At 43.3% G+C, this 18,106-nt stretch carries 19 protein-coding genes; 2 read left to right on the top strand and 17 right to left on the bottom strand.

Annotation, left to right across the window (positions count from 1 at the left end):
- Window positions 1-10: 10 nt before the first annotated feature.
- The 8 genes from IQ31_RS14520 to IQ31_RS14555 all read right to left on the bottom strand — a co-directional run bounded on the left by IQ31_RS14520 (window position 11) and on the right by IQ31_RS14555 (window position 5,527).
- Window positions 11-622 (bottom strand): PRTRC system protein E, encoded by a 612-nt coding sequence (locus IQ31_RS14520; protein WP_145328436.1) that lies wholly within the window; start codon window positions 620-622, stop codon window positions 11-13.
- Entirely contained in the window at window positions 619-828 is a 210-nt protein-coding gene (locus tag IQ31_RS14525) for a hypothetical protein (RefSeq protein ID WP_145328437.1), read from the bottom strand. Before IQ31_RS14525 ends, IQ31_RS14520 begins: the two co-directional genes overlap by 4 nt.
- The gene (locus IQ31_RS27665) at window positions 825-1,475 is read right to left on the bottom strand and encodes a hypothetical protein (RefSeq protein WP_208734264.1); all 651 of its coding nucleotides are present in this window, start codon (window positions 1,473-1,475) and stop codon (window positions 825-827) included. The genes IQ31_RS14525 and IQ31_RS27665 overlap by 4 nt, the downstream gene beginning before the upstream one ends.
- Window positions 1,459-1,974 carry a DUF1281 family ferredoxin-like fold protein gene (locus IQ31_RS14535; RefSeq protein ID WP_145328438.1) on the bottom strand — a complete coding sequence of 172 codons (516 nt, stop codon included), beginning with the start codon at window positions 1,972-1,974 and terminating at the stop codon, window positions 1,459-1,461. The genes IQ31_RS27665 and IQ31_RS14535 overlap by 17 nt, the downstream gene beginning before the upstream one ends.
- Window positions 1,955-2,191 carry a hypothetical protein gene (locus IQ31_RS14540; RefSeq protein WP_244294504.1) on the bottom strand — a complete coding sequence of 79 codons (237 nt, stop codon included), beginning with the start codon at window positions 2,189-2,191 and terminating at the stop codon, window positions 1,955-1,957. Before IQ31_RS14540 ends, IQ31_RS14535 begins: the two co-directional genes overlap by 20 nt.
- A 50-nt stretch (window positions 2,192-2,241) precedes the next feature.
- Entirely contained in the window at window positions 2,242-3,315 is a 1,074-nt protein-coding gene (locus IQ31_RS14545; protein ID WP_145328439.1) for a DUF932 domain-containing protein, read from the bottom strand.
- A 43-nt stretch (window positions 3,316-3,358) separates the two neighbouring features.
- Window positions 3,359-3,751 carry a single-stranded DNA-binding protein gene (locus IQ31_RS14550; protein WP_145328440.1) on the bottom strand — a complete coding sequence of 131 codons (393 nt, stop codon included), beginning with the start codon at window positions 3,749-3,751 and terminating at the stop codon, window positions 3,359-3,361.
- A gap of 450 nt (window positions 3,752-4,201) precedes the next feature.
- Window positions 4,202-5,527 (bottom strand): site-specific integrase, encoded by a 1,326-nt coding sequence (locus tag IQ31_RS14555; protein ID WP_145328441.1) that lies wholly within the window; start codon window positions 5,525-5,527, stop codon window positions 4,202-4,204.
- 430 nt (window positions 5,528-5,957) lie between these two features.
- On the opposite strand from IQ31_RS14555, the gene IQ31_RS14560 reads away from it, so the two are divergent.
- On the top strand, window positions 5,958-6,317 hold the full coding sequence (locus IQ31_RS14560) for a response regulator (protein ID WP_145328442.1): 360 nt from the start codon (window positions 5,958-5,960) through the stop codon (window positions 6,315-6,317).
- Window positions 6,318-6,412: 95 nt separating this feature from the next.
- Here the strand turns inward: IQ31_RS14560 and IQ31_RS14565 are convergent, their stop codons facing one another.
- On the bottom strand, window positions 6,413-6,844 hold the full coding sequence (locus IQ31_RS14565; protein WP_145328443.1) for a MarR family winged helix-turn-helix transcriptional regulator: 432 nt from the start codon (window positions 6,842-6,844) through the stop codon (window positions 6,413-6,415).
- Window positions 6,845-6,892: 48 nt separating this feature from the next.
- Here IQ31_RS14565 and IQ31_RS14570 point away from each other — a divergent pair, with 48 nt between their 5' ends.
- Window positions 6,893-7,465, top strand: coding sequence for a P-loop NTPase family protein (locus tag IQ31_RS14570; protein WP_208734266.1), 573 nt, complete (start codon window positions 6,893-6,895; stop codon window positions 7,463-7,465).
- Window positions 7,466-7,587: 122 nt separating this feature from the next.
- On the opposite strand, the gene IQ31_RS14575 is transcribed toward IQ31_RS14570, so the two are convergent.
- The 8 genes from IQ31_RS14575 to IQ31_RS14610 form a co-directional block, all read right to left on the bottom strand.
- A complete protein-coding gene (locus IQ31_RS14575; RefSeq protein WP_145328444.1) occupies window positions 7,588-9,129 on the bottom strand; it encodes a carbohydrate-binding domain-containing protein in 1,542 nt (513 codons plus the stop codon).
- 131 nt (window positions 9,130-9,260) lie between these two features.
- On the bottom strand, window positions 9,261-10,376 hold the full coding sequence (locus IQ31_RS14580) for a glycoside hydrolase family 26 protein (protein WP_145328445.1): 1,116 nt from the start codon (window positions 10,374-10,376) through the stop codon (window positions 9,261-9,263).
- Complete coding sequence (locus IQ31_RS14585) at window positions 10,373-11,509, bottom strand: glycoside hydrolase family 26 protein (protein WP_208734268.1); 1,137 nt, start codon at window positions 11,507-11,509, stop codon at window positions 10,373-10,375. The genes IQ31_RS14580 and IQ31_RS14585 overlap by 4 nt, the downstream gene beginning before the upstream one ends.
- The gene (locus IQ31_RS14590) at window positions 11,506-12,672 is read right to left on the bottom strand and encodes an AGE family epimerase/isomerase (RefSeq protein ID WP_145328446.1); all 1,167 of its coding nucleotides are present in this window, start codon (window positions 12,670-12,672) and stop codon (window positions 11,506-11,508) included. The genes IQ31_RS14585 and IQ31_RS14590 overlap by 4 nt, the downstream gene beginning before the upstream one ends.
- A 24-nt stretch (window positions 12,673-12,696) precedes the next feature.
- The gene (locus IQ31_RS14595; protein WP_244294505.1) at window positions 12,697-14,094 is read right to left on the bottom strand and encodes an MFS transporter; all 1,398 of its coding nucleotides are present in this window, start codon (window positions 14,092-14,094) and stop codon (window positions 12,697-12,699) included.
- Window positions 14,095-14,121: 27 nt separating this feature from the next.
- Complete coding sequence (locus tag IQ31_RS14600; RefSeq protein ID WP_145328447.1) at window positions 14,122-15,291, bottom strand: glycoside hydrolase family 130 protein; 1,170 nt, start codon at window positions 15,289-15,291, stop codon at window positions 14,122-14,124.
- A gap of 42 nt (window positions 15,292-15,333) precedes the next feature.
- Window positions 15,334-17,118: an acetylxylan esterase gene (locus IQ31_RS14605; RefSeq protein ID WP_145328448.1), complete on the bottom strand. Its 1,785-nt coding sequence runs from the start codon at window positions 17,116-17,118 to the stop codon at window positions 15,334-15,336.
- Complete coding sequence (locus IQ31_RS14610) at window positions 17,115-18,101, bottom strand: glycoside hydrolase family 5 protein (protein WP_204991191.1); 987 nt, start codon at window positions 18,099-18,101, stop codon at window positions 17,115-17,117. Before IQ31_RS14610 ends, IQ31_RS14605 begins: the two co-directional genes overlap by 4 nt.
- Window positions 18,102-18,106 lie beyond the last annotated feature (5 nt).

Here is an 18,106-nt window from a genome sequence, read left to right on the forward strand (position 1 = left end):
GTTTTAATCGTTAATATTCTGTTTCTTCTTCGTCCTGTTCATCGGTGGAATAATCTTCGGTAACTTCTGCCACCTTTGACGGTTCGGGCGTTGCTTCTTCCATTGCCCCGAAAAGGCTCGGAGAGGCGAATTTGTCGGACAATGAAGTTTTGCGTTTGCGTATCTCGTCCGCTTTTTCGGGGAACTCGGTAATGTCGGGAACTTTCATCCACGCTTCACGGTGTTTGCCCTCTTTTTCCAACTCGTCCACCTTTGCCATACTTTCTTTGTACTTCTTGTCTTTGGCTTCTTTTTCCTTTTTGGCTTTCTCGGATTTTTCTTTCTCCATTGCGGATTGCTTTTTGACTTCTTCCATTTGTTTTAGGAATTTTTCCATATCCACCATTACGCCCGAAATGGTTTGTATAGGCGTGGTTATCTGCTCAAAAAAGCCCTCGTCAAACTCCTGTGGCGTGGCGTTAAATGTCAATGGGGGAATAAGTTTTTTGGCGTTATCTCCGCATTGTTCGTTATTGAGCAATACCGATACGATTAGGTTATTTTCTGCTCCTTTTGAAATGTTCAGTTGCAATACGCCTGTAAAGTCTAACTGCTGTATCTGATTGAAAAAATTTGTGTTCATCGTTCTGAAATTTTAATTGTTAATGATTGTTTTTTGAGTGCCGTCAGTTTTTCGTACATATCCGTCCAATACGCATTTTGCCGTTTGTCGAACTCGGAAAAACTTTTGTCCTTGTGCCTGTATTCCTTGTAATCTGCTGTTATTCTGATTGCTTCATCAAGGTCGGTTATTTCAATAGGGCAACCGTTTAAATCTGTTACTTTCATCGCTTTTCATCTTTTAGGATTACCATAGTATTGTAGTCAAAAGCATAGTCAAACGCACCGTTTGAAACCCTTTGCCGTCTTTGCAGTTCCACCCCCTCGTCATCCCAACCAAAGTCGGGCAGACCGTTTACCCTTGCCACAAGCTGTGCATTTGAAAGGTGCTTGAAACGTTCCTTGCACAACTTTTCCAGTTCTGTTTCTTCGGCAATAGGATTGCAAAGGATATTGAGGTCAAATTCCTCTGTCCAAAATTCTTCGCTCGTGTGCTTTCCGTAGGCTTTATATATTGCCGTGCCTGTCTTATACATTACAAGCCTGTAACAGTCCAAGCGATTTTCGGGAACGGTAAATGTTTCCTGTTCCTCGTTTTCAAGTTCCACAAACGCCCATTCCTTACCTGCAAGCATTTCCTCAATGTCGGGTTGGTCGTCTTCGCTCCTTCTGTAAAAATCTACTGCGGTATCATAGTAGTTAAGGGATTGGAAATTGTAATCCTCTGCAAAAGGCTTAACGGCTTCCAATCGTTTCGCCTGTTCCTTTTTCCAATTGTCGGTTATGTGGATTATTGCAAACTCGCAATTATCCCATTCGCTGTTGGTATTGGCTTTTACCAATAGGTGTGCTGTTGCTTTATCTGATAGTTTCATCGTTCTGAATGTTAGTGTTAGTAAACTGATTTTCGATTTTACGTTCCAATAAGGTTTCCAATATCTCGTAATCACTTTCGTATTCTTCTCCCTCAAATTGATAGGTATCTGTTTCTTCGTCAAACTCGAACTGTTCAAAATCTTCGTACTCCAAAAAAATATCCGTGAGTAGCCTGTCAGAAAATGTTGCCCTGCCAAATACACAGTTACCTAATTCCTCATAGTCCTGTGTAAAATCTACTTTGTAGTGTTCTGCTATCTTTTGCAAGACTTCCGTATTGGGCGACCATTTTGTTTCATATTGAAAGGTGTCCGTATTGTCATAGTCTTGATAAATGCCGAAGAAATAACCTCCGTTGCTGTCCGCTACAAAGTCGGGCAGTTGTCCGCAACCCTCTTTCTGTTCCTGTTCTGCCATTTCTTTGAATAGCTGTTGTATCTGTCTGATTGCTTCGGGCTTTCCCGCGAAAACAACCGTATTATTGCACCAATTCGCCATAATCAAATGTTTTTAATGTTAATTTTCCTTTGTATAAACTCCGTTTACATAGTAGCCGATTAACTGTTCCCAATTCCTTATTAGGCTGTTGGTATCTACATAGTATAGTTTTTGTTCGGTTACAATAGATGATGTATAATGGGGTGTCCTTATACTCATCGTTATAGCTGTATGCCTTTGCCAATTGCTTTGCTTCTGTCTTTGATTTTGTTTTCATATCAATTTTATAGTAGGCTACCACCGATTAAGGCGGTAGCCTGTGGTTATTTAATTAAGGTTTAGGATTTCCGCACCGTCCAAAGCGAATGCAGTACATAGGTCAAACGCTTTCTGTGTTTTCTGTTGAGCCGTTCCACCTAATACAATGCTCTGCAACTTGGCTTCATCGTCTTTGTAATTTCTTACGTTTTGATAGTAGCCTGTTACTGCATTATACGCCCCGAACAATGTACCTTTGGTGGTGTCCATTTTCTGCGTGTCGCTTATCATTGCATAGGTAAAGGCATTATCTACGGTGTTTTTGAACACGGTGGAAATTTCATCTTCCGCACCTTTTTTGATAAGGTCAAGCGTTTCTTTGTTCGGGCAAAGTGCCAATTGGATTAGCTTTCTTACCTCTCGGTCGGTTACTTTTACCTTTGTCCAATTGTTGAAAATGCCCTCCAATTGGTTGCTCAATGTGTTCGCCAATCCCATAATCTTATGGGCGTTCTCGATACGCTGTTTTGCTCCCGAAGTGTGTTTGATACGCACTACATTGGTCATACTCCGCAACGATGCGTTTAATGTGTTTTGGCAAACAATTCGGATAGGTGTAAACGCTGCGGTAATACTTCCGCTACCATCGTGAGAAGTGGTAAGAAAGATATATTTTTCTGTTACGTCATCGCTATTGCCTACTCGAATATAGTCGGGCAATTTGGCTGTAATAAATATGCGTTCTCCGTTGCCCAATGCTCCTGCGGTTTCGTACAGGATACCCTCGCTACCGCCTACAATGCTGTCAAAGAAATTAAAGGCTTCACGGTTTTGTACGATATGGTAATCCTTGCCGACTACCCCTAATACTGCGTTGTTATCGGTGCGTATGTTGGCGAAATAGTTAGGTACTTCCAATTCGTTACTGCCTATCTCTATGCCGTTAGCAGTTTCGATAATACCCGAACCTTTGGTAAACAGAGGGGATTTTACGACTTCATAATCTAACCCTGCGTATTTGATTGCTTCCTCACTCGTTGGGTATTGCTCCACGATTTGCCCCAAACCGTGCCACGCTTTTTGCTGTACTGAAAAGAAACTGTGCTTTCCTGTTTGCTCGTTGAAATTGATGTTATGTGCCATTTTGATAAAATTTTGATGTTAAAAAATGATTGAATGTTTGTCGTTAAAATGGGAGGTCGTTTTCTGTTCCCTGTGCTGTAAATCCGTTGCTTTCAGATTGTGCAGTAGCCTGTACGGTTTCGGCTCTGTTTCCACCTCCGTGCAATTTGATTTGTGAGGTATGGAAATTCAAACCTGCTCTTGCTTCGCCGTCTTTGTTTACCCACGCTCTTGTACTTACTCGTCCTGTGAGTTCTACCAATAGCCCTTTTGTGAGCATTTTTACCACGTTGGGGGTTCTCCAATAGGTGCAGTCGAAATAGGCGGTTTGCTCTACACGCTCGCCTTGTTTGGTCTTGTAGCTGTCGTTTACCGCTACGGAAAAGTTTACCACTTGTCTGTTGTTTGACACGTTGCGGACTTCCGCATCCCTTGTCAATCGTCCGATGATGTTCATAATCGTTCTTTTTAAAAGTTTGACATTTTGTTACGTTCGCTTTTCTCGTTTCCTGCTTCCTGTCAGTGGCTTGCTCCGCTTCGCTTCACAAATCATTTTTCCAAAAGAAAAACCGGAAAAAAGAAAGCAGATAATCAGTGCGGGCAAGGCGGAAAACCAAAAGGAAACGGAATAAGTCCCGAAGGGTGGCAAGGCAACAGGCTACAAGGCGGCGAAGCCAACATTTTGCCTTGCCATTATGCCGTAGTCTTTTGGTTGGGGTTGCGCGGTGGCTGCCCGCAATACATTAGCTGCCTTTTTACCGGTTGATTATGGAAAATAATTCTGTAATAATTTTTTGGGTATGAATGACCAGGCTGTGAAAGCCTGTGATAGAGAATTGAAAAAGTAGGGGCATAAAAAAAGCAGGACTTAATCCTGCTTCTGTCTGATAAATAATAAGACTATGGTTTAAACCACAGCTTCTTCGGCATCGTAAAATTCAAGTGCGTTTTCATTTTCATTCAACAATTCTATTTCTTCGCTTTCCATTTGGATTAGAAAAGCATCTTCCATTGCCTTGAATTTCGGTGCTACCAAATCCATATCCTTACTGATTTTCTGGCTGGTAATCTTGGCATAAATCTGTGTAGTGGAAATATTTTTATGTCCCATCATTTTGCTAAGGCTTTCAAGCGGTACGCCCTCGGTCAAGAACATTGTGCCGAAAGTATGCCTTGCCGTGTGGAATGTTACTTTCTGTTCCGTAATGATTTCTGCCGCTTCCATCAATTTCGTTATGTGCTTATTGCAGGTAGTATTGCCCGGAACCGGAAAGATAAACTCGTTGCGGGTAGTACCCTGATACTTTTCAATAAGGCGTTTCGGTATTTCCATCAACCGAACATTGGAAGCAACATCGGATTTCTTCCTACGGCTGATAATCCATTGGTGACCGTCAAAGAAAGACTGGATATTGTTCCTTGTCAGTTTTTTAATATCCGCATAGGCAAGCCCCGTAAAGCAACTGAAAATAAACAAATCCTTTACAAGCTCATACCGTGGGTGTGACGGTACGCACTTCATCAATTTTTCCACGTCTTCTTTAAGGATATAACCACGGTCGGTTTCCTCCATACTGATTTCATAATCCTCAAAAGGATTAACCCGTATCAAGCCTTTTTTAACCGCCAATTTTGCCAAAGCGATAAGCGGCATTGTGTAAATCCAAACCGTGTTGTGGGTACATTGTATATCGTACCGGAGGTAAAAATCAAACTCACGGATAAAATCGGCAGTCAATTCCCGGAAAGCGATATCATCACGATGATAGCGTTCTTTTATAAACGTGGAAAGATGGTTGTAAACCGTGAGGTACTTGTTGTAGGTACTTTGCGAGCGTTCCTCTTTACCGACCAGTTTTTCAAATTCTTCATTCTGGTCGTTGAAGACTTTCAACAGGGCATCATCCATTACACCAACACCCAGGAACGAGAGCTTTACCTTTTGGGCGGTGGCAAAGCCCTCGTGCTTCAGCATATCTTCGTAAATCTTGTCGATACGACCGCGAATGTTATCCAGTTTTTGGTTAATGCTCAAAGCTGTGGCACTCTTGCCCTCAACTCTTCCGTACTTCAAATCCCAATTATTGGGGTTAATTTCTAACTTTGTCCCTAAAGTTTTAGGTGTTCCGTCAATGGTAATGCGTGCCATAATCGGGGCATTGCCGTTCTTTTTCAGTTCGTTCTTTTTCAGGTAGAAAAGCAGTTTGAACGTCGATTTTTTTGTCTGTTCCATAACTCAAATGTTTAACGTTTAAAATTAAATTACATTGAGTTACAAGGAAATACAGAAAAGGGTGCAAATCACTGAAATATAATCAGTTAAAACACATCGTTACCTATATCAATCGGTAACGAATTAGTAACCTAACCTTGTATTTTTAAGCCCAAAACCTATCTTACTCCAAGTTCCAACCTAAGACTACTATTTTCTAAAGCGTTGTATAGCAAAGGGTTTATCCGTTTTGCTTATTTTTGCTTTTTACTAATCTTTTTTGTAAAAAAATTAGGCAAAAATGACGGCGTAAGCCCACTACTAGCCTACATTGCCATCAGCTCACTGATAGCATGTCTTTTGTTCTGTTTCTCCTAACTGAAAATTGCGCGTTCCCCTGTTTTTTGTACTCGCTTTTTTTTCTATATTTATCCGATAAATTTCAAAAGAAATGACAAAAAAGAAGGCTGTAGTTATTCAAGATAATGAAGATATCTTGAATATCATGGATGAGGTCTTAGTTGATGAGGGTTTTGATGTGATTCCATCGCTTACGACCGAACCAATTGAAAAGCTTGCAGATATTGATCCCGACATTCTTATTGTGGACGACCATATTAAAGGAAGTAAAAAAGGATCCGAGGTGATCAAGGAACTCAAAACTGATCCGGATACCGAAGAGCTTTCATCTGTCCTGACATCGACAGATAGCGATATTGCAAAAACCGCCGCAGAATGTAAAGCCGACGACTTTATTGAAAAGCCATTTGATTTAGATCATATGGTCGATGTGGTTAAAAAAAATAGTTAAAACAGCATAAAATATACCTGACCTACAGAGCGCTTCAAAAGGGACTATACTTGAAACGCAAGTTAAAAAGACGATGTTAATGATTCATGATTTTCTCAGCATGTGGGGGTTGAGCAGGCCATCAACACCTTATTAAGCAATTCAGTCAGCTTATTTAAATCCTCTTCCGTCAAGCTTTTTGCAGCTTCTTTGGCCACTGCTTCCCTAAAATTCTCCGAATTATCGATGATAAAACGGCCTTTTTCCGTTACACTTAGGTTGAAAATCCTGCGGTCGGTAGCAGACTGTTGCTGTTCGACCAGATCATGCGCTATCAAAAATTTGAGCTGCTTGGAAACAGCAGGCGGACTTATATTAAACGCCTGCGCAATCTGCTTGACGATACAATGATCGTGGCGGTAAATATATTCGATCATATTATAGTGGGTCGCCGTAACGCCATTGATGTCGCCCCTATTCATATTTGCCAAGATGAAGCATTGTAAATCGGTAAACACTTCATAAAATTTCTGTTCGGTTTTGTTCATCGCCAATAAAATAGTTAACTTAGTTAATAATTACCAAAGTTAATGATTATGGAACATATTCACATCATACATGCCCGGCAAAATAATCTCAAGAATATTTCTCTCCAGATCGCCAAGAAAAAGATCACTGTTTTTACAGGGGTCTCAGGCTCGGGCAAGTCTTCTTTGGTCTTTGAAACAATAGGTGCTGAAGCCCAAAGGCAGTTCAGCGAAACACAGGGTAGTTTTATCAGAAACCGGCTGCAGCACATCGGTGTTCCGGATGTAGACAAAATCGACAACCTGAATGTCCCTATTATTATCAATCAAAAAAGATTGGGTGGTAATGCACGCTCGACTGTAGGAACGGCTACCGACATATATGCTTCCTTGCGCCTGCTTTTCTCGCGCATGGGAACACCCTTTGTCGGCTATTCAAGTGCTTTTTCATTCAATAATCCTTTGGGCATGTGCAAGGCATGTGAAGGACTGGGCATTGTGCAGACCATTGATGTGGATAGCCTTATCGACAAACAAAAATCGTTAAATGTGGTGTTTACAGGTACCGTTGCCGATTTGCTTAAAGATACTGTCTCGCTAACGGCGGCCTGTTTACGGCAACATATCCATACCGAAAAATGATTTTATACGTAAAAGCCGGGTAAAATAGGAATAAGTTCGTCGCTTCTGAGACCATAAAAATATGGATCAGCTCCATGGACGTTTTGCCCGTTTCCTGCTTGAGCAGGTCACTTTAATCTTTTCTATCTTCCTCCACCCGGTCCTAGGTTTCCTCCTAAATTACTGACCATAGCTGATAATGTAAACGATGAAGTAACCGTTGGATTGCTAAATGTTCCACTTAAGTATAGTCCGTTAAACGCATTGGCTTCCGCAACTGAAGATACATTTACGAGCTTGTAGGATGCACCTACTGAAAAGCTAGCATTGGAGATCAGTAATGTTGAAAAAGAAACAGGCGATTTAAATGTCAGGACCTCATTGTTGTCCTTGTCAAGAACACTATAGATCTGACTAGCTTGACCGCCACTTAAAATTGCCGAGGGCTGTGTAGAAACACTTGCAGTTGGAGAACTTGTGGCTCCTCCCACGCCGACCATAAGCCCTCCGGTAATCTTAAAGGTGTTGTTATCACAATCGAACCCTTCTTCCGGATTCTTTGCCCCGATAGCAAAAATATGTCCACCTGTAATTGTCATCGTCCCATTGGAATCTATACCATCGTTTGTGGTACTATAGGCTACGATTGTTCCTCCATTAATATAAATTGCTTTCCCGGCGTTGATCGCATCATCGATAGCTTTGATGTAAATTTCACCATTATTGATGCTAAGGGTGGCCTTGCTCTCAATTCCCTCCCCACCTGATCCAGTGGTTTCGATATTTATTTTTCCGCCATTTATAATCACATCGGGTATTATAGTTTCGTCTCCATCCTCATAGGACGCAACAATACCATCGTCAGCAACTTTTAAGGTGATTTCTCCTCCATTGACAATAATCCGACCTTTTTCAGCTTCAATACCATCAGAACTTGCCACGATATTTAATTTCCCGCCATCAATATAAATACCGTCGTTACTGTGTAAGCCATCCGAAATAGCATCGGAAACTTGGATCGTACCCTCCACAACGCGTATATAATCATCACTGGCTATGGCGTGCTTCGTTTTGCCAGAAATAGTTAATGTGCCGGTCCCAGAAAATATCAATTGCCCTTCACTAAAAATTGTGCCTTTTTGATCTTCAGCAGATGTTGCATAGCTAGCTGCATCTGTAAGTTTGTTTTCCGTCCCGTCGGCAAGTATGATAAATGCCCTTTTTCCAGACTGAATATTGATTGCAGGGCCGTCGTTATTTGTAATAGAGACCGCATTTAAGATAACCTTGAATTTCTTATCCGAATAGATCTTGAATGATCCACTTGTTGTTGAGCCTGTTAACTCATAGGCAACACCGCTTGCAGAAGAGTTTACAACGACATCAGCTCCAGTTTGAGTGACTGTAACCCCGGAAGCTGGATTTTCAATAGTGGCCGAATTGCCATCGTAGTTTATTTTTACGGTACTGTTGAAAGTGGAGTTTGCTATAAGATCATCGTCGTCCGCTCCAGTCTCCTGGCTACCTTCAACCGCACCACTTTTTGAAATCGAGCTAATGTTTATCGCAGTACCGGTTTCGATAACCTCCCCTGACTCTGATTCTGTTTTTTCATCTTTTGAACATGAAGCTATGGAGACTCCCACAATCAGTACCATTCCATAAAATATGACTTTCCTTAACATAAGTTTACCTTTTATTGTTTCAAAGCTAACAACAACAAGTGTTAATGAATATTAAGGAGTGTAAATTAGATTAAAATTATGTTAATTAAATACTAAATTAACATATACAACTGAATGTACACCTCTTGGCATTAAAACAATACTGCGGATTTCTTGGTAAATTTCTTTAAATCCCCCGCAGCAGGGTGACCTTTGAAGGGCACATAATAGTGATTTGGTTTATCCTTTTCATAAGCATTCCGCCAGAATAATATCCAGGCCAAGCCTTTATCTTTGACTAAAGGGTAAACCACCTGGGTAAAATAAGTCGGATCTTTGACACCTTCGAGCCCCGTTTCTCCGATTGTCGGAATTTTCCCGGATCTGGCGGCATAGTCCGTTACAATGGCAATATTTTTTGCCATAGCAATTTTGTATTTTTCAATATCTTTGGGCGTACCATCTCCGGGTACATAACAGTCAAATGCGACCAGGTCCACATAAGCATCGCCGGGATACCGTGTTAAGAACTCAGCTTCATTTTCGGTTTCAGATGGCGAATAACAGTAAAGAAGGTGATGGATACCGTGTTTCTGCTGAAAGTAATCGACGGTCATTTTCCAGAGCGCCTTATATTCCTCAGGTGTACACTGTTTAGCCCCCCACCAAAACCAAGACCCGGTATGTTCGTGATAAGGTCTCAGCACGACCGGTATTAAAGTCCCTTGATTATCCTTTAGACTCAACAAAAACTCCGCGGTCCGGTCTAACCATTTTAAGTATTTTATGTGGTTGCTTCCTGCTGGAAGAATGGAGCGAACGACAGTGTCCTGCGCACAATCCCAGGCGTTTTTGCCTGACACGATGTTATTGGCATGCCAGCTCAAGGTCGTTATACCGCCACGTTTTTGCGTATCCACGATGTAGCGGCGTATGTCGTCAAAATACACGGAATCTAAATTGTACGGTTTGCCAAGTTCAATATCCCCTATTTCCCAGCCAATGACAGTGGGGTGCTTACCAGCCACATCCTTCAGATCACTGCGTCCTTTCACTTTATACCAGCCATGGCCATAGGCCAACGCATCCTGATGTCCTACAGAAATCCCTTTTGCACGCCTTGAATTGATTGTTTGATACAGATCTTTAGTTTCTTCGGTCGCATGAAGGTCTGCCGGCTGTTGTGCCCGGAGGCTGAATACAGCTACGGTAAATATACCACATAGGATTAGCTGTCCAAGATATCTTTTTATTTTAGTCTTTCTCATTTTGCTGCTGCATTATAAATAAGTTTATTGTTGTTTAAAAGAATGATATTCGCTGACTGGCAAAATTTCTTAAAATCTGCTGCTGCCGGATGATCTTTGGTAGGTACATAATAATGAGTCGGAATATCGTCTGCGTTTCGCCAGAGCATGCAATAAGCCAGTGGCCATTTTGCCAATATTGGTTGTAAAATCTGTGTAAACCAGTTTGGATCGGTAATCAGTTCGAGCCCCGTTTCGGTCAATGCCGCAATCTTACTTTTTTCCTGGGCTATAGCCGAAACAATTCCCATCTTGAACGCTGCTGCTGCTGGATCATTTGCACCATCGGGGCGAAAATCCCAATAATTGTCCATACCTAGAATATCGACATAATCATCGCCCGGAAATTGCGCAAGATATTCCGTCCGGTCCCGAAACTTACAGTCCGGAGAGAATGCAAAGAGCAACTGGTGTATGCCCAGATCTTGCCGAAGATAATTAACTGTATAGCGCCATAAATGAATAAATTCCGCCGGAGTGGCATGCCCCTTCCCCCACCAGAACCAATCACCATCTAACTCATGAAAAGGTCTGAAAATAATCGGAATAGCCTCGCCCTTCGATCCTTTACATTGCGCTAAGAAAGCACCTATTCGACGTAGGTAAGACTGATAGGCAGCATTTGACCTGCCTCCGGGTAAAATTTCGCTCACCGCGAGCTGTGGGTTATTTTTCCATTCATAGGAGCCACCGTTTACAGGATTTGACATGTGCCAGGAGAACGTAATGATCCCCCCCCTACGATACATGTCCTTGACCACATTGACCAGTCTTTTGGTTTCACTTTCCCGATAGGCCTTGTCCTCATGAGTCAGCGGCTGAAAATCGAGGCCCAGCAATACTGGGTGACTTCCTGTCACTTCTTTTATATCACTACGGTCTGGCTCTCCCTTCCAATGCCTTCCATAGCAAAGCGCATCCTGCTGGCCTAAAAGGACCTTTCCTTGCGATTGGACTGATTTTAAGTATTTGTACAATGCGACAGTTTCGCTAGTGGCCATACGGTCAATAGGGCCATTGGTCTGCGCCGAAAGACTATAGTTCAAGAGCATTGCTACCAAGACCAAGTAGAAAACAACGTTAGTGTTCATCATTTTATTCCAAAATTTTCGATCATTTCCAGACACATGCGTCCATTATGATAAGGGCACTTCCAGAAGCCTGCCTTATCTTCAGTTCTATTTACTTCCCCGTTTTCAAGCCTACTCCAATACCACTCGCCCTCCTCGCTATCAATTAGATTCGACCGGATATAGGCCCATATACCTTCTGCCTTTTCCTGATAGAGCTTGTCATTCAGCAACTTCCCTAGGTATGAAAATCCGAGCACAGCTTCGGCCTGTACCCACCAATGGCGATCGCGGTCCCAATGTGCATTGTTTCTTTCATAAGCGAGACTACCATCTGGCAAGATCCCTTCCAATGCTGCATGAGCAATATGAGGAATGACAGTTTTCACTTTTTCCTCCAGATCCGGATCACCCAGTACTTTGACCGCCTCCAAGAGTAGCCAGGCAGCTTCAATATCATGTCCAAAGGATTGCATCTGACCTTTTACCTGCCATTTTGCATCAAAGAAAAGCTGCAGGTGTCCGGTAGCCTTACTATATATACGTTCCAGGAATAAGGATATCAAATCAGTATGTGCCTTTACCAAATCTGCATCGATCCATACCCGAAGAAGGTTGGTATAAGGTTCTAAAATATGCAGGTGCGTATTCATGGTTTTAGCTTCGTTTTCATCTTTCTCGCTGAGACGCATATCGGCAATAGGCTGCCAATCCTCGGTAAATGCCTCCCAGTAACCACCCAATTCATCGTCTTTACAGCGTTCGATCTGATAAAATTGTTTCTTTGCATAGTCCAGGGCTTCAGTACAGCCCGTTGCACGGTAATATTCCGAAAACGCATAGAGCGCAAACCCTTGTGCATACGTCTGTTTTTTGCGGTTTACGGGGCGGCCTCGGAAATCAAGTTCCCAAAATACTCCGCCATATTCTTTATCCATAAAGTAGTCCCTGAGGTACAGGTATGCGCGTTCTGCGATCTGCCGGTAGGCACTGTGGCCCAGCACACGGTAGGACGCAGCAAATGTCCACAGGATCCGGGCATGCATGACGACGCCTTTGTTGGCCATCCTATCCAGTACATTGTCACCGTCGATACGGCCATAAAAACCACCATGCTCCGTATCAACCATTTTATCCATCCAATACGGAAGGATATTATTTTCAATTTCTTCTTTAAATCCTTTCATTGCTTTTCTTCATTACACTTTAGATTAATTGCGACGCTCCTCAAGCTCCGCAGTAATCTTTTGCATCCTCTTTTCTGTCAGCGGATAAAAGCTGATAAACAGGATTGATAAGAGTGTTCCTATTGCCGGAAATAGGCTCAAAAACATTTTTATACCACTAAGCGTCTCCTCGGACTGTAGTTGATTGGCCTGGAAACCAAAATAAGCCAGGAGCCAGCCCGTTACCGCTGTTCCAAGTGCCCAGCCCAATTTTTGGCTCATGGAAGAGGAGCTAAAAATTAGACCTGTTGCCCTATTGCCTGTCTTCAGCTCTGAATAATCCACGCAGTCGGCATACATCGACCAGAGTAATGGGAATACCGCTCCAGCGCAGATACTGATGATGACCTGCAATGCAAAAATTTCCCATACCTGGCTTTTGTCGAGCCAGTAAAACAGTATGCTGCCAACAGTTGCCAAGAGCATGGTTAAGATAAATGTATTTTTCTTTCCAATTTTGTTGCTTACTGGAGCCGCCAAAATAACACCTAGAATATTGGCGGCCTGCCCCAATGCAAGGTAGAGTCCACTCAATACAAATGGAATGTTCAGAAGTACGATCTGGCCATAATTTTCTTCGTGTACGTAATATTTGAAATAGTACAGTGCTGCGCCATCCCTTACCGAATTGAAGACCAACGTGGAGACTCCCGCTCCCAATAAAATCCACCAAGGACTATTATTCAGCAGATCCCTGACATCCTGCTTTAAACTACTTTTACTATCCGTTACTGGTTGGACCCGTTCGCGTGTCCAAGCAAAACAGAGCAGAAATAGAACGACGGAACAGAGCGCTATAACAGCCACTGCCATCACCCAGCCCTGCTGCTGGGCCTGAATATCCTGCCTGTGGCCACTGAAAAAATTGACCATTGGATTGAAGAGCAATAACGTTACGAAACTGCCAAGATATGCAAAGCTCATTCGGAAGGTGGCCAGCACACTCCTGGTTTTGGGCGACGAACTTATTACCCCCAATAAAGACGCATAGGGCACATTAATAGCCGAATAAACCATCATCATGACCGAATAAGTAAGATAAGCATACACAACTTTTCCACTTTCAGCGAGTGCAGGGGTATAAAACGTGAACACACCAATTACACCAAATGGTACCGCAACGTACAGTAGGTAAGGTCTGAATTTACCCCATATCGATCGTGTACGATCGGCCAGTACACCAATAATAGGATCAAACAAAGAATCCCAGACGCGCGTGACCAGAAACATGGTACCGACCACTTTTGCTTCCATCCCGAATATATCTGTATAGAAGAACATGAGATACATGCCAAACAATTTCCAGAACATGGACGAAGCAGCGTCCCCTAGTCCATAACCGATTTTTTCCTTTAATGTAATACGTTCCGTTTTACTCATCATTCTCGTTTTGCAATAAATTTAAACATTTTATTGTGCTAAGTTCTTTGAAATAATCCCGACAAGTGTTTCAACCGATGTTTTTGATCGCATGCCATCTCCAGTTGTAGACAAGCAGTAGTCCAACAGTTTTTCAACCGAAGATACGGCCACATGCATACGGGTATCACTCGAGGCATAATAAAGATAAACTGTACCATCATCATCTGCAATCCAGCCGTTACTAAAAAGCACGTTTGAGACATCACCAACGCGTTCCTCACCCATTGGAGCCATCAGATGACCTGCCGGTTCGGCAATCAGTTTTTCTGGCGCAGCAAGATCAGTCAGATAGACATACAGGACATAGCGCAGTCCAGCAGCACATGCGCGCACGCCGTGCGCGAGGTGCAACCAGCCTTTGTCTGTTTTGATAGGTGCTGGCCCTTCTCCATTTTTCAGCTCTTTGATCGTGTGGTAATACCGATGGTTTATGATTCTTTCCTCGTATACTATTGCATTCTCCATGCTATCTACCAAGCCCCAGCCAATACCGCCGCCACTTCCGGTATCGATAAATCCATCCTGCGGGCGGGTATATAAGGCATATTTACCGTCGACAAATTCGGGGTGCAGAACCACATTTCGCTGTTGGCTCTTGGATCTCAGATCCGGTAGCCTTTCCCAGTGTTTTAGATCTTTTGTACGCACGATTCCTGCTGCGGCCACTGCCGAAGAAAGGTCTCCGGAAGCCGCTGCCGGATCTTTCCGTTCGGTACAGAAAATACCATAAATCCAGCCATCTTCATGGGCCGTCAGGCGCATATCATAGACATTTGTATCCGGATCATTCGTCTCGGGAAGATCGACCGGAAAATCCCAGAACCTAAAATTGTCAATTCCGTTTGCGCTTTCAGCTATTGCAAAGAAGGACTTACGGTCATTTCCTTCGACCCGTACGACCAATATGTATTTATCGTTCCATTTTATAGCACCCGCATTAAAGGTTCCATTGATACCAAATCGTTCCATCAAAAATGGATTGCTTTGCTCATTTAAATCATACCGCCAGAAAAGCGGGGTATGAGCTGCTGTCACGACAGGATGTTCATAGCGCTGGTAAATACCGTTGTTCTCCTTCACCGGATGGTTTTTTCTTTCTAATAGGGCAAAGTGATCTGCTTCAACATCTTTTAGACGTTGTTCAAATAGTGTACTCATGATTCGAATTAAATATAAAGTAAGTTCTTTTTTATGTTTTATTTATCTTGATTGTTCAACATGGAAGACACGTCTAAAGAGGTCCAATCCCGCGACATGAAATGCATTTCCGGTGCTATGGCCATGCAAAGGAAAGGCCATCCAGGATTTTTCACTTTTTACCTGATTATACGCTGCAAAATTGATATGTGGCGGGCAAACATTATCCTGCACCCCGATTCCCATGACCAATGGTACCCGGATACGGGAAGCCAGATTTTTAATGTCAAAATAAGAAAGCGTCTTGTACACCTGTTTCCAGCTCAGTTCCGGGTGTTGAGCCCTGTAGTGATCTACATCCGATTTTGGCCAGGGCGCGATGTTGAAATAATCCTGAAAATCCGATAGAAAAGGAATACCGATTGCCAGTGCTTTAACACGTGAATCCAGCGATGCCGCAACAACCGACAATGCACCTCCCTGACTCGATCCACGCACAGCAATACGTTCACCATCAATTTCATCTCTTGAGCTGACAAAATCCAGTGCACGCAGCACATCCATAAACGCCCCGCGATAGTAATACGTTTCTTTACTGTCTATGCCATAGGTAAACCAAGTACCGAAATGATTTGATTTTTCATTCAATGCCTGTCCCCGGATGGAAAGTACAAAATAGGCGAATCCATCCCAGCTCTGGTTCGGAAAATAAGGTTTTGATCCATAGCCCATATATTCGACAATGACCGGGTGCTTTCCTGCTTTTTTAGGTTTAGCGTAGTAGCCCATAATAAGCTCATTATCCAGCGAACGCATGGACACATGGTACATTTCATAATCCAGCTTGGACTGCTCCGGAATCAACATCAACTGATAATCAGGCTTTATGTTAGCGAGCTGGGCTCTATTTGCTTTCCAGAATTTATCAAAATCTGTTGCCTCATCGTTTGGCGAAGCAATCTTTTCAGGCTCATAGCCCACATTGACCTGTTCTTCCAGTTTGTGTCCACCGTCGATCTCCACAGACACCTTATAGCGGTAAAATCCCGGTTCGACATTCTTTAATCCAAAGGTACCCAAAGGAGCTGTTGCATGCGCAGGAATATCGACCTTCAATTCCTGTGATTTGATCGGTTTGTACGCATCCGTCGTCAACGAAATTTTCAAGCTTGCCTTCAGTGATTTTTTACCTCTATTTTCTATCGTTGGCGCTATAGCGATACTATCTTTGCCCAGGAAAATATAATCGTCATCCAGGACATTGACTTTCAGCTTCAGTTTATCCACTGTTGAGGCCGGCTGTACCTGCATAACCGCTGCATTTAAGAAGCCGCCATTGGCACTCCAACCATCAAAAAATTTGATAGCAATCACATTTTCACCGGTAAGGTCAAGCACTTCCAAGGGGACGAAATACCGGCGTTCATGATCAAAGTAGCCAGCGAAATTATGTGGAAATTCTCCCGTTTTACCAACTAAATGACCATTGACATACACTTCCTCACAGGCGGCAAATTTACCGAGATCAATTTCAACACCTTCAGCCTCGACAATTTTTTGCTGCATCTGGGCAGGAAAAGCCAGCTGCTTGCGATACCAGCCAAAGCCCTGTTCCAACAATTTCCCCTGTTCTTTGAGCGGTTTGTTCGATACGACGGTTGCCCAGTGTTTATCCCGGTAATCTTTCGTGTTCCAGCTGCTGTCCCTTCCCTCGCCGGCATGAAACCTCCAATCGGTACCAAAATCATGTGTTGCGCTATTTTTAGGCTGCATCTGTGCGTGACATTCTAGTAGGAATGCTGCTCCGCACAACGAGATTAACAGGGCAGTTTTTATAGAATTGCTCATTTATTGATCGTTTTTAAATCTTGTCTCACCATTTTTCCCCAAGGCTTGAGCTGCTTGTCAGACCAGCCATTCGCCGGCACCTGCTGATCCGCAATCATGGAGCAGCTTTCATTTTTATCAGCGATAGACCAGGCTATCCAGCTGATTTGATGCAGAGCCATCCATTCCTTCCAGATTGTCCATTCCTTTTGATCTATCGGTCCGTCACCATCGGCATTCATCCCTGCACATTCCGACACAAAAATCGGAATACCTTTGGCCAGGGCATAATCAGCACGGTCACGTAGAAACTGCTTATGTGTACCTGCATAGAAGTGTACTGTATACATCAGGTTGCTGAATCCTTCGATAGGCTTATCAGCGACCAGGTGTATATCCTGATCCCAATTGGGGCATCCGACCAAAATGATATTATCTGGGTCTATGGCCCTAATGACGGGGATCACTTCCTTTGCATAGGCTTGAATTTCGTCCCAGCTTGTCTCCATGGGTTCATTGAATATCTCATAGATGACATTTGGATAACGCCCGTACTTGCTCGCTACAGTGCGAAAGAATTCCTTTGCCTGCGGCGTATGCAGATGGTGTGCATGCCAATCCACAATCACATATACGCCCGCTGCTATTGCCGCATCGACCACGGCATATAATTGCTTGAGCGCTGCCTCAGGATTTTGTAAGTAAGCCTGGTCAGGCTCTACACCGATAGCTGCACGGACCACCTGAACATTCCAGTCTTTTTTAAGCCAATTGATGGTCTCGGCAGTATAAAAGCGCGGCCACCAGTTGTGCCAGCCCAGGCTGACACCATGAAGAGCCAGCGTATCGGCGTGCGCATCGACAAGCGCTGTACCCGATACACGGAGCTGACCGTGCCTGGCGACAACTGTTTTGGAATTAGGCTTGGGGTTGATCCATGCAGATCGACAGGCCACCGTCAGCAACATAGTTACCATCAGTATGCAGTATACATATCTTTTCAACTGAG

This window comes from Sphingobacterium siyangense, from assembly GCF_007830445.1.
In the GTDB taxonomy this organism is placed as follows: domain Bacteria; phylum Bacteroidota; class Bacteroidia; order Sphingobacteriales; family Sphingobacteriaceae; genus Sphingobacterium; species Sphingobacterium siyangense.